The organism is Streptomyces sporangiiformans (genome assembly GCF_005768555.2).
Taxonomy (GTDB): domain Bacteria; phylum Actinomycetota; class Actinomycetes; order Streptomycetales; family Streptomycetaceae; genus Streptomyces; species Streptomyces sporangiiformans.
On sequence record NZ_VCHX02000282.1, the window covers coordinates 1 to 12,463 of the forward strand.

Genomic DNA, 12,463 nt, shown 5'->3' on the forward strand with positions numbered 1-12,463 from the left:
ACTCACCCGCCGCCGCGAGCGCGATCCGCCGCGCCGGGTCGTGCCCCCGCGCCCGCACCGCCCGCCGCGCGGAGGGCACGGGAGCGAGCAGCACCGGCGCTGCGGGTGGCACGCCACCGGACGTGAGCCCCGCCCGCACGGCACCCGCGAGCGCCTCTCCCAGCGGCCCGGCGAGCATCAGCGCACCCCGTTCCTTGTGGGCGAGGAGCGCCGCCCGCACCTCGTCCTCATACGGAGCCGCCGCGTAGACCACAGGCAGCCCCGGCGGCTCGGGCACCGGTCGCACCCGGCGCGGTGCGGCACCCACCAGAGCGGCACGGCACTCCGGGCAGAGCACCGCGCGAGGCCTCCCGCAGCCTCCGCATTCGGTCGGCAGCACCAGATCGGTGAGGTTTTGCCACCACCCGCGCATGCCCACCACTGTGCCAACGCCTGAGCCGGCCGGCCAAGCCCTGTGGATAACTCCCTCTGGACAACTGGGCGCAACCGTCAGGCCGCTGACGGACGGCTATCCCGGATAGACCGGCGAAGTCCCCGTCTTGACCACCTTCTGCCACTGCGAACCGGACGAGAGCCGCACGATCCCGTCCTCCGAGTGCGCCACCAGCGGCAGCCGTTCGTCCTCGGAGGCGGCGATCTCCTTCACCCCGGTGAGCGCCGAGGGTGCCGCGCCGACCGGTGCGGAGCCGTCGACCTGGACGTATCGAATCTGCTGCACACCGCCCTTTTCCTGCCCGACCACGACCAGGCGGCTGTCCCCGGCCCAGGACATGGCGGTGACCTTCTCCAACTGCGGCGCCACGGAACGAGGTTCATGGATCGTGACGATCGGCTGTCCGCCGGACCCGGTTCGCCGCTCGATCCGTCCGATGAGCAGCGAGGTCTTGCCGTCCTTCTGCACGATCAGCGCGATCCGCACCCCGTCGGCGCCCACCCGCACCGCCTCGATGCGCCCCTCGATCCCGGGCGTCCTGACCGCCACCGGCTCGCCCATACCCTTCTGCAGCATCAGGAGCCGGGGGTTCTTGGGGTCGCGGTCGGCCACCCACAGATCGTCGTTGGCGTCCCAACTGGGCGTCGCCAGCCCGTCGTCCTCCGACTTGGCCTTGCTCTTCAGCACGGGATCGCCGAGCGAACCGCCCGACGCGAGCGACCCGACGTACAGCGAACGCCCGTCGAGCGACACCCCGGCCGCGCTCTCCTCGTCCCGGGACACCGCCGCCGTCCGCAGTGCCTTGCCGCCGTCGCCGAGCGCACCGGGCACCGGAACCGGCTCCTGATCGCTGCCGGCCGGTATCCGTACGAGCCGACGCTCGCCGTCGATGAAGTACTCGTACTCGACACTCTTTCCGGCGTGCGAGGCGATCGTCTCGGCCCGGTCCTCACGGAGCACACACAACTGCGAGCCGTCCGAGCGCTGCAGCTCCACCTCATCGATGCCCGTGGGCGTCAGGTCCTGCAGGGTGAAGAGGATCTGAGCCGCCATCTCCGTGCACTGAGACTGCCCGATGCCATCGGCCTTCTTGTTCAGCGGCACCGCCAGGCTGTTCTGGTCGTCGGGCGTGAGCGTCTTGACGCTCTTCCGCAACGCCACACCGTCGGGGAACTTCGACCTGACCGCCCGCGCGAGCCACTTGGTGGGCCCCTTCAGGAGCGCCCTGACCATGTGCGTCACCGGATCGACCTGCGCGCGCACATAGACGGGATCGGCCACGGTCCTGGCTTGGTCCGCGGCCGGCGAATTGGCCGCGAAGTAGTACTTGTTGACGGAGACGTAGTGGCGCTGGAAGTCGGACTTGCCCAGCACCACGCCCTGCGGCAGCCTGTCGATGCGCCACTGCTTGGTGCCGTCCGCCCCCTTCTGCTCGGTGAGGTGCACCGTCTCGCGGTACGTCCCTTCAGCGGGCTCGTACGCGAGCTGCTTGTCCACTTCGGCGACCTTCTCACCGGTCAGGGCGTACGCGTAGTCGCCGGTTATCTCTCTGCTCCCGGGGCGCTCCGACACGGCGTTCGGCCCGTCCGCGAGCACCGTGGTCGAAAGGGAGGGGTGCCAGCCCTTCGAGGCGTCCTCGGTCAGATACTGACGAGCCGTCTCGAACTTCGGGTCGTCGCTGGTCAGCGCCTCGAGGAAGCCCTGCACGATCTCCTCGGGCTGGGCGTTCTCCCGCGGCGGCATCGCGAAGACCCGGACCTGGGCGTCCGGTCGCTGCGAGGCCTCGACATCACGCAGGTCTCCGTTGTCCGGCATCGAGGCGCACCCGGTCAGCAGTACGGATCCACAGCCGATGTACGCCACCACCCGCATCGGAAGCCGTCGGCCGCTCCGATTGCGGTCAGCGCCCACGAGTTTCCTCCCCTTGCTTCAACTGATCCGGCTCCTCGTCGCCCCCCGGGCCGCCCTCGGAGGACGTGTCCCCGGGCTCACCACGCTCATCCGATGCCGTGGCCGCGCCCCGCACGTCCGCCGTGGGGCGCGGCACCACACGCGCGCCGTTGCCCGGCAGCGCCGTCGGATCCACCGCCCCCGCCAGTCTGGTGGCCGACGGCGTCCGAGGCGACATCGGCGGCACGGCGCGCTCACCGGTCTGCTGTGCGGGCACCGTCGCCAACTTCTGCGTACCGCCGAGCGGCAGCCCCGCGTCGTTCAGCCCGCGGTTGCGCCGCGAGTCCTTGGGCTCCAGGGGTATCGGCGATCCCCTCAGCGGCTCGTCGGCGGTCCGCGGCAGGGTCAGCCGGAACTGCGATCCGCCGCCCGGCTCACCCCACGCCTGCAGCCAGCCCCCGTGCAGCCGCGCGTCCTCCAGGGCGATGGACAGCCCCAGCCCCGTACCGCCGGTGGTACGCGCGCGTGCCGGGTCGGCCCGCCAGAAGCGGCTGAACACACGGGTCGCCTCACCGGGCTTGAGTCCCACTCCGTAGTCGCGCACCGCGACCGCGACCGCACCGCCCGCCGCGGCGAGCTTGACCACCACGTCCTTGCCCTCGCCATGCTCCACGGCGTTGACCACGAGATTCCGCAGCACCCGCTCCACACGCCGCGCGTCGGCCTCCGCGACCACAGCCTGCTGATCGCCGACGACCCTTATCTGCGTGCCCTTTCGCTCGGCGAGCGGCTCAGCGCCGCTCACCACCCTGCGTACGACCTCGCGCAGGTCTATCGGCTCGGCCTCCAGAGCCGCCGCGCCCGCGTCGAACCGGCTGATCTCCAGCAGGTCGGCGAGCAGCGACTCGAACCGGTCCAGCTGGTCCGCGAGGAGCTCCGCCGATCGCGCGGTCACCGGATCGAAGTCCACCCGCGCCTCGTGAATGACGTCGGCGGCCATCCGGACGGTCGTCAGCGGCGTGCGCAGCTCATGCGACACGTCGGACACGAACCGCCGCTGCATCCGCGACAGGTCCTCCAGCTGCTGGATCTTCAAGTGAAGGTTCTGCGCCATCTTGTTGAAGGCCTCACCGAGCCGCGCGATGTCGTCCTCTCCGGTGACCTTCATACGTTCCTGGAGGCGCCCGGCGGACAGCCGCTCGGCGATCCCCGCGGCCATCCGGACGGGCGTGACGACCTGGCGCACCACGAGCCAGGCGATGGCCCCGAGCAACACCACGACGAACAGGCCGGCCGTCGCGAGCGTCCCCTTGACCAGGCTGAGCGACTTCTCCTCCTGGGTGAGCGGGAAGAGGTAGTACAGCTGGTACGGGTCCCCGTTCGGGTCGTTGACCTGCTTGCCGATGACCAGGCCGGGCTGGGAATCCTGGCCGGCCGTGTAGACGATGCGGGTGTAGCTCTGGGCGGGGAGCATGCTCTCGTCGATCCGGCGGCGCAGATCCTCGGGCACGCTCGTCGCAGGATCGACACCACCCGAGGAACGAGGCCCTCGCCCTCCGCTGTCGCTGCCGCCGACCGCGCTGGAGCTGAGCGTGACCACGTCGAAGGCGCCTTGGCCGCCACTGGAGAGGGCCTCCACGAGGTCGCTCAGCCACGCGCTGATGTTCTGGACAGGCCGTCCGTCCGTGCCCGAGCCGTCCTCGCCACCGGCGCTCGCGGCTGCGTCCGCCCTCTGCTTGGCCACGCCGAATCCGCCCGTGGCCTGGCTCTGCGAGGCCTTCACCTTGGCGTCCAGCAGGCCGTTGCGCACCTGTCCGATGACGACGAAGCCCAGCAGCAGTACGACGCCCAGCGACATCAGCAGGGTCGTGACGACGACCTTGAGCTGGATGTTGCGGCGCCACAGCCGCATGACGGGCAGCAGCGGGCGGCGCACCCAGCGCATGAACAGCCTCAGGACCGGGCTGCCCTGGACTCCGCCCTGCAGCAGCCCGCCCTCAAGGAACCGGGCCCACAAGGGGCCCGGCGTCTTCCGGCCGACAGACCGCCCCGCGCGGGGACCCGGCTGGCCGGGCGGCGCAGCGGCACTGTCCCGGGACATGTCAGCTCGGTCCGGCCTTGTATCCGACGCCACGGACCGTCACCACGATTTCCGGACGCTCCGGGTCCTTCTCGACCTTCGAGCGCAGCCGCTGCACATGAACATTGACAAGGCGGGTGTCGGCCGCGTGCCGGTAGCCCCACACCTGCTCCAGGAGCACTTCACGCGTGAACACCTGCCACGGCTTTCGGGCCAGCGCCACCAGCAGGTCGAACTCCAGGGGCGTCAGCGCGATCGACTGCCCCTCACGCTTCACGGAGTGACCGGCCACGTCGATGACAAGGTCGCCGATCGCGAGCTGCTCGGGTGCCGGCTCCTCCGACCTCCGCAGCCGCGCCCGGATACGCGCCACCAGCTCCTTCGGCTTGAACGGCTTCACGATGTAGTCGTCGGCGCCCGACTCCAGCCCGACCACGACATCGACGGTGTCGCTCTTGGCCGTGAGCATCACGATCGGTACCCCGGACTCCGCCCTGATCAGACGGCACACCTCGATACCGTCCCGGCCCGGCAGCATCAGATCGAGCAGCACCAGATCGGGTTTGGCCTCGCGGAAAGCAGCCAGCGCCTTGTCGCCGTCGGCTACGAAAGACGGCTCAAAACCTTCACCACGCAGCACAATGCCGAGCATCTCGGCCAGTGCGGTGTCGTCATCGACGACAAGGACTCGTCCCTTCATAAACGACATCATCCCATTCTCATAACAGTGACGAGGGCAGCGGTGAGGTAGGTCACTGACCTGTGACGATAGTCGTACGTAGTCGCCGGTGCCTGTCTGTGTTCGTGGCCATCGAAGTCAGTAACGGATGTGAGCCAGGGCATTCCTGGTCAATCTGCCCATGCGGCGGGCCGTCCAGGAGCACTGCCGGGCATGCCGGGCCGCCGGTTACTGGGCGGCGGCCCGCCATCGCCGTGCTGTGCGCAGCCATCGATCACGAATGATCGACCTGCCCGCCCGTTACGCGGCGTGACCTGGCGCACAGCTCCGCGAGGGCCTCCGTGGTGACAGGCGACACGGCACCCTCCTCGGTGACGATCGCCGTCACCAGCTCGGGCGGCGTCACGTCGAACGCCGGGTTGTACGCCTGGGTCCCCAGAGGTGCCACCGGAATCCCGCCTCCCGCTTCCGCTCCCGCCACCGGCACTTGCGGTGCTGTGAGCTCCGTCACCTCATGGCCGGCGCGCTGCTCAACTTCGATGGACGCTCCGTCCGAGGTGTCCGGGTCCACCGTCGTCACGGGCGCCACCACGATGAACGGCACATGGTGGTACCGGGCCAGCACCGCGAGCGGATAGCTCCCCACCTTGTTCGCCACCGAACCGTCGGCGGCGATCCGGTCCGCCCCGATCAGCACCGCGTCCACTTCCCCCGCCGAGAACAGCGAGCCTGCCGCGTTGTCCGTGAGCAACGTGTACGCCATCCCACTGCGCGCCGCCTCGTACGCCGTCAGCCGAGCACCCTGCAGCAACGGCCGCGTCTCGTCCACCCACAGCCTGCGCAGCCGCCCGACCCGGTGCGCGGCGAGCGCCACAGCGAACGCCGTGCCCTCCCCGCCGGACACCAACGCCCCGGTGTTGCAGTGCGTCAGGATCCGGTGGTTGCCGCCGGGCAGCAGTTCGTCCAGCAGCGCCAGACCGTGCTCGGCCATGCGGGCGCTGGCCTCGGCGTCCTCCTGGTGGAGGGCGCGCGCGGCAGCGAGCGCGGCCTCGGCGGCCTGCTTCTGGTCACCGCCGGCCACCAGGGCCGCACGGTGGGCCGCCTGGGCCCTGCGCACACCGTGCGAGAGGTTCACCGCGGTGGGACGTGCGCTCGCCAGCGCGTCGGCGGCGTCGTCCACCTCGAACCCTCGCGCGGCGGCGAGCGCGACCCCGTACGCCCCGGCGATGCCGAGCAGCGGCGCCCCGCGCACAGCGAGCGAACGGATCGCCTCCACCAGCGCGGGCGCGTCGGTGCACACCAGCTCGACCTCCTCGGCCGGCAACCTCGTCTGGTCGAGAAGGACCAGTACGGGACCTTCCGGTGGCTCGTCCCACCGGATCGCCGGTATCTCGGTGGGCCGGTTCTCCTCGGGGGATTGCGCGTACTGATCAGCCATCTGTCCAGTCTGCCTGGTACCAGGCAGACAATTGAAGGTGTGCAGCCCATACGACGGCCGGTCACTTCCAGGCCACACCATGGCACGATGGCTGCCAACCTGCCGCCGCGACCGCGGACGGGCACCGTGAAGGAGCGACGATGAAAGACACTCCGGGCTGGGCATCGCCCGGATCTGCCCCCTCCGACGGGCAGAACGGTCAGGAGCCGAACGCTTCCGGCCCGGCCGAGCCCGCGGACCGACCTGCCACCCCAGAACCTGAGGACCAGCCGACTCAGCCCGGCCCCGGCCCGTCCGGCCCAGGCTCGAAGTGGTCCAAGGAGCAGCCGCCGCCCGCCCAGTGGTCCGCTCCAGGCGGCGCTCAGGGCGGCCCGGCCCAGGCCCCGCCCCCACCGCCACCTCCACCCGGCCAGGGCTGGGGCGGTCAGCCTCCCGGCGGTCCAGGAGGCCCCGGCGGATACGGCGGCCATGGTGGGTACGGCGGCCCCGGCGGGTACGGCAGCGGTCACGGCGCCGGCCCCGGCGGCTACCCGGGCTGGGGAGGCGGCTGGGGCGGCCCTCCGCCCGCTGCCAAGCCCGGTGTGATCCCGCTCCGCCCGCTCGGTGTCGGCGAAATCCTCGACGGCGCTGTGTCGACCATGCGTGCCCACTGGCGCACGGTCCTGGGCATCTCGCTGGCCGTCGCGGTGTTCACCGAGATCCTCGTGGTCCTGCTCCAGGGCTTCGTCCTGGACGACAGCGCCAGCACCGAAGCCCTCAACGACCCGAGCGCCACCGTCGGCGAACTCAGCCGCGCCCTGGGTGACACCCTGCTGAGCTCCGGCGCCATTCTGCTGATCACGCTGCTGGGCACCATCGTCGCGACGGCCCTGCTCACGACCGTGACCAGCCGCGCCGTGCTCGGCAGGGCGGTGACCACCGCCGAGGCCTGGCGCGACGCCCGGCCCCAGCTGGCGAAACTCTTCGGCCTGACCTTCCTGCTCCCGCTCATCGGCGTCACGATCGCCGCCATAGGCACCCTGCCCGGTGTTCTCATCACCCTCGCCGGCGGAGGCGACGGCGGTGTCGCTCTCGCCGTCCTCGGCGGCATGGGCGCGGGCATCGTCGCGATTTGGCTGATGGTCCGCTTCTCGCTGGCCTCGCCCGCCCTGATGCTGGAGAAGCAGAGCATCGGGAAGTCGCTGAGCCGCTCCGCGAAGCTGGTGCGCGGCTCGTGGTGGCGTGTCTTCGGCATCCAGCTGCTCGCCACGATCATCGCGAACATCGTCGCCTCGATCATCGTGATCCCCTTCGCCTTCCTCGCCGCCGCCGTGAGCGGCGACGGTGCCACCGGATTCCTCAACAGCGCCGCGGGCGACCTCGGCTGGACGTTCCTCATCGTCAGCGGGGTGGGCGCGGTGATCGGATCGATGCTCACGTTCCCGATCACCGCGGGCGTCACCGTGCTCCTCTACATCGACCAGCGCATCCGCCGCGAGGCTCTCGACCTGGACCTGGCCCGCGCCGCCGGGGTCCAGGGCTACGGCTCCGGCGCCACTCCGGGGAGCTGATGCGGTGAGGCCGGGGGGAGTTCTCACAGCGGTCCTCGCGCCGCCGCACTCCGGTGCCGCAGCCGTACTGGGGCTGCCGCGCTCCGGCGACGAACCACCGGTGACGATCCCGCGTGACCCCGCGCGGGAGGCGGCCGAGCGTGAACTGTCCAAGCGCATGTACCACGAGAACGACCCCAGCCTGCTCCAGCGCGCCCTGGACGCCTTCTGGAACTGGGTCGACGACCTGTTCAACGCCGCCTCTTCCGCAACGCCGGGCGGCACACTGGGCCTCCTCGTCATCGCGTTGGCAGCCGTGGCCCTCATCGGAGCCCTCTGGTGGCGGCTCGGCACGCCGCGCCGCGGCCTCACATCGGCCGCCCCGCTCTTCGACGACCGGCCGCGCAGCGCCGCCGAGCACCGCGCGGCCGCCGAGAGCCACGCCGCCCAGGGCCACTGGAACCAAGCCGTCCAGGAACGGATGCGGGCCGTCGTCCGCTCACTGGAAGAACGCGCCCTGCTCGACCCCCGCCCGGGCCGCACCGCCGATGAGGCAGCCGCCGAAGCGGGCCGCACGCTCCCCTCCCAGACGGACCGACTGCGCGCCGCGGCCCGGGACTTCGACGACGTGACGTACGGCGGACGAGCCGCCACTCCGCAGACGTACGACCGCCTCACGGAACTCGACCGCGACCTGGAACGCACCAAGCCGGTCCTCGCGAGCAGCACCCAGAGCACGGCGCACAGCACCCGCCAGGGGGCCGCCGAATGACCACGGAGGCCACTCGCCCGTCCACCTCGGTCTCCCCCACGACCCGTCAGGTGTGGACCCGCGCGCGCGGTGTCGTTCTCGCGCTCGTGATTCTCCTGGCGGCCGCCATCGCCATCGCCACGGTCCGCTCCGACGCTCAGCACGGCCGCCTCGACCCACGCTCCGCCGACGCCTACGGCAGCCGCGCCGTCGCCGAACTCCTCGCCGACCGCGACGTATCCACGCAGGTGGTCACCAGCCTGGACGACGCGCGCAACGCGGCCGGACCCGACACGACTCTCCTGGTCGCCAACCCGGACCTGCTGACGGACCGCCAGCAGAGCCGACTGCACTCGGCGTTCACGAACTCCGGCGGCCGCACCGTCCTCGTCGCGCCCGGCGCCCCGTCCATCGGTACGCTCGCCCCGGGGGTCACCGCCGATCCCACCCCCAGCTACGACTCCACGCTCTCCCCCGACTGCGCCCTGCCCGCCGCCGAGCGAGCGGGCACGGCCGACACGGGCGGTATCCGCTACACCACCACCGCGCCCGACGCCGACTCCTGCTACAGCAGCGATGGCCTGCCCACCCTGCTGCGCGTACCGGCGGCCAAGGGTGACGGTGACACCGTCGTGGTCGGCGCCCCCGACATCCTCTACAACGATCGCCTCGACGAGCAGGGCAACGCCTCGCTCGCCCTCCAACTGCTCGGTTCCCGCCCCCACTTGGTCTGGTACCTCCCCTCGCTCTCCGACGACACGGCCACCGACTCCGGTGACCGCAGCTTCTTCGACCTGATCCCCTCCGGCTGGCTCTGGGGCACGCTGCAGCTCTTCATCGCCGCAGCCCTGGCCGCCCTCTGGCGCGCCCGCCGCCTCGGCCCGCTCGTCCCCGAACGGCTTCCCGTCGCGATCCGCGCCTCCGAGACCGTCGAGGGCCGCGCCCGCCTCTACCGCAAGTCCAACGCCCGCGACCGCGCCTCGGCGGCCCTGCGCTCCACCACGCGCACCCGCCTCGCTCCCCTCGTCGGCGTAACCCCCGCCCAGGCGCACGCGCCCGAAGCCCTGCTCCCCGCCCTGTCCGCTCACCTCCGCGGGGACGGACAGGCCCTGCACTCCCTCCTCTTCGGGCCGCCGCCCCGCGACGACGCGGCCCTCATCGCACTCGCCGACCAACTCGACGCCCTCGAAAGAGAGGTACGCCGTTCATGATGGACCCGACCACTGACAACGCCGGGTACGCCGGGGATCCGGGCGCCGCCCGGGCATCCCTGGAAGCCCTGCGCGCCGAGATCGCCAAAGCCGTGGTCGGCCAGGACCCCGCCGTGACCGGCCTCGTCGTCGCCCTCCTCTGCCGCGGACACGTCCTACTGGAAGGAGTCCCTGGGGTAGCCAAAACGTTGCTCGTCCGGGCCCTCGCATCCGCACTCGAACTCGAGACGAAGCGCGTCCAGTTCACGCCGGACCTGATGCCCAGCGATGTCACGGGCTCCCTCGTCTACGACACCCGCACCGCCGAGTTCTCCTTCCAGCCCGGCCCTGTCTTCACGAACCTCCTTCTCGCCGACGAGATCAACCGCACCCCGCCCAAGACGCAGTCCTCGCTCCTGGAAGCGATGGAGGAACGCCAGGTCACGGTCGACGGCACCCCCCGCCCCCTGCCCGAACCCTTCCTGGTCGCCGCGACCCAGAACCCCGTCGAATACGAGGGCACCTATCCCCTCCCTGAAGCCCAGCTGGACCGTTTCCTCCTCAAGCTGACGATCCCGCTGCCCTCCCGACAGGACGAGATCGACGTCCTCACCCGCCACGCCCAAGGCTTCAATCCGCGCGACCTGCGCGCCGCCGGAGTACGCCCCGTAGCGGGCCCCGCCGCCCTGGAAGCCGCCCGTGCGGCCGTAGCCAAGACCGTGGTCTCCCCCGAGATCACCGGCTACGTGGTGGACATCTGCCGAGCCACCCGCGAATCGCCGTCCCTCACGCTCGGCGTCTCCCCGCGCGGCGCGACGGCGCTCCTGGCCACCGCTCGCGCCTGGGCGTGGCTGACCGGCCGCGACTACGTCATCCCCGACGACGTAAAGGCCCTCGCGCTCCCCACGCTCCGCCACCGGGTACAACTTCGCCCCGAGGCTGAGATGGAAGGCGTCACGGCGGACTCCGTGATCAACGCGATCCTCGCCCACGTCCCCGTACCCCGCTGATGGCACTCACTGGACGCGCCGCATTGCTGGCGGCCCTCGGCACCCTCCCCGTCGGCATCTGGGAACCCAGCTGGACGGGGATCCTCGCCGTGAACATCCCCCTGGCCCTCGCCTGCGCCTGCGACTGCGCCCTGGCCGCGCCCGTACGCCGCCTCGGTCTGACGCGCTCCGGTGACACCTCGGTACGGCTCGGCGAAGCCGCAGACGTCACCCTCACCGTCACCAACCCCTCCGGCCGCCCCCTGCGAGCCCGCATCCGCGACGCCTGGCCCCCCAGCAGCTGGCAGCCCGGCACAGAAGTCGCCGCATCACGTCACCAACTGACGGTCCCCCCGGGTGAACGCCGACGCGTCACGACCCGCTTGCGCCCCACGCGCCGAGGCGACCGCCAAGCCGACCGCGTCACCATCCGCTCGTACGGCCCCCTCGGCCTTTTCACTCGCCAGGGCAGCCACAAGGTCCCCTGGACCGTACGAGTCCTCCCCCCGTTCACCAGCCGAAAGCACCTTCCTTCCAAGCTGGCACGACTGCGCGAACTCGACGGCCGCACCAGCGTCCTGACCCGCGGCGAGGGCACGGAATTCGACAGCCTCCGCGAGTACGTACCCGGCGACGACACCCGCTCCATCGACTGGCGCGCCACCGCCCGCCAGACCACGGTCGCCGTACGCACCTGGCGCCCAGAACGCGACCGCCACATCCTTCTGGTCCTCGACACGGGCCGCACGTCGGCCGGCCGCGTGGGCGACATCCCCCGCCTCGACGCCTCCATGGACGCGGCCCTGCTCCTGGCTGCCCTCGCCTCCCGAGCCGGCGACCGCGTGGATCTTCTCGCATACGACCGCCGCGTCCGTGCCCTGGTGCAGGGACGATCCGCAGGCGACGTTCTTCCGTCTCTGGTCAACGCCATGGCACGCCTCGAACCGGAGCTCATCGAAACGGACGCGCGCGGTCTCACCGCCACCGCTCTCCGCACGGCCCCGCGTCGCTCACTGATTGTGCTCCTCACCAGTCTTGATGCGGCCCCCATCGAGGAAGGGCTGATGCCCGTACTCTCCCGTCTCACCCAGCGCCACACGGTCCTGGTCGCTTCGGTGACCGACCCCCACATTGAGCGCATGGCCACAGCTCGGGGAAACACCGAATCCGTGTACGAGGCGGCCGCCGCGGCCCAGGCCCAAGCAGAACGCCATCGCACGGCCGAGCAGCTCACCCGCCGTGGCGTCACCGTCGTGGACGCGACACCGAACGATCTGCCACCGGCTTTGGCAGACGCCTATCTGGCTCTCAAGGCAGCGGGGCGTCTTTAAAGAGGACGTCTTTAAAGAGGCTGGGCCGTAGAAAAAGTTCCCTCGAACGCAAAAATCCCCCGTGCCGAAAGGCACGGGGGATTTCTCTACAATTAGTTCGGCGGCGTCCTACTCTCCCACAGGGTCCCCCCTGCAGTACCATCGGCGCTGAAA

The 12,463-nt window shown here is 71.0% G+C and carries 9 protein-coding genes and 1 pseudogene; 5 read left to right on the forward strand and 5 right to left on the reverse strand.

Translation table 11 applies throughout. The features are described from left to right. From FGD71_RS36345 to mtnA, 5 genes and pseudogenes are all read right to left on the reverse strand, one after another. Window positions 1-412: ComF family protein (locus tag FGD71_RS36345; protein ID WP_140936039.1), on the reverse strand; the 412-nt coding region annotated here is incomplete at its 3' end. 96 nt (window positions 413-508) lie between these two features. Next, complete coding sequence (locus FGD71_RS36350) at window positions 509-2,344, reverse strand: LpqB family beta-propeller domain-containing protein (RefSeq protein WP_119104810.1); 1,836 nt, start codon at window positions 2,342-2,344, stop codon at window positions 509-511. Window positions 2,345-2,461: 117 nt separating this feature from the next. Continuing rightward, window positions 2,462-4,424 (reverse strand): annotated as a pseudogene (mtrB, locus tag FGD71_RS36355) (MtrAB system histidine kinase MtrB); the annotation flags it as partial. A gap of 1 nt (window position 4,425) precedes the next feature. Then, the gene (gene mtrA, locus FGD71_RS36360) at window positions 4,426-5,115 is read right to left on the reverse strand and encodes a two-component system response regulator MtrA (RefSeq protein ID WP_187281934.1); all 690 of its coding nucleotides are present in this window, start codon (window positions 5,113-5,115) and stop codon (window positions 4,426-4,428) included. A 241-nt stretch (window positions 5,116-5,356) separates the two neighbouring features. Continuing rightward, on the reverse strand, window positions 5,357-6,520 hold the full coding sequence (gene mtnA / locus FGD71_RS36365; RefSeq protein ID WP_119104812.1) for an S-methyl-5-thioribose-1-phosphate isomerase: 1,164 nt from the start codon (window positions 6,518-6,520) through the stop codon (window positions 5,357-5,359). Window positions 6,521-6,660: 140 nt separating this feature from the next. On the opposite strand from mtnA, the gene FGD71_RS36370 reads away from it, so the two are divergent. The 5 genes from FGD71_RS36370 to FGD71_RS36390 are packed head-to-tail and all read left to right on the forward strand — an operon-like array spanning window position 6,661 to window position 12,310. Beyond that, window positions 6,661-8,070 (forward strand): DUF7847 domain-containing protein, encoded by a 1,410-nt coding sequence (locus FGD71_RS36370; protein ID WP_119104813.1) that lies wholly within the window; start codon window positions 6,661-6,663, stop codon window positions 8,068-8,070. Window positions 8,071-8,074: 4 nt separating this feature from the next. Then, on the forward strand, window positions 8,075-8,821 hold the full coding sequence (locus FGD71_RS36375) for a DUF4129 domain-containing protein (protein ID WP_119104814.1): 747 nt from the start codon (window positions 8,075-8,077) through the stop codon (window positions 8,819-8,821). Beyond that, window positions 8,818-10,011 carry a DUF4350 domain-containing protein gene (locus FGD71_RS36380; protein ID WP_119104815.1) on the forward strand — a complete coding sequence of 398 codons (1,194 nt, stop codon included), beginning with the start codon at window positions 8,818-8,820 and terminating at the stop codon, window positions 10,009-10,011. The genes FGD71_RS36375 and FGD71_RS36380 overlap by 4 nt, the downstream gene beginning before the upstream one ends. After that, window positions 10,011-11,000: an AAA family ATPase gene (locus FGD71_RS36385; protein ID WP_119104816.1), complete on the forward strand. Its 990-nt coding sequence runs from the start codon at window positions 10,011-10,013 to the stop codon at window positions 10,998-11,000. The genes FGD71_RS36380 and FGD71_RS36385 overlap by 1 nt, the downstream gene beginning before the upstream one ends. Then, entirely contained in the window at window positions 11,000-12,310 is a 1,311-nt protein-coding gene (locus tag FGD71_RS36390) for a DUF58 domain-containing protein (protein WP_119104817.1), read from the forward strand. Before FGD71_RS36385 ends, FGD71_RS36390 begins: the two co-directional genes overlap by 1 nt. The last annotated feature ends 153 nt before the right edge of the window (window positions 12,311-12,463 follow it).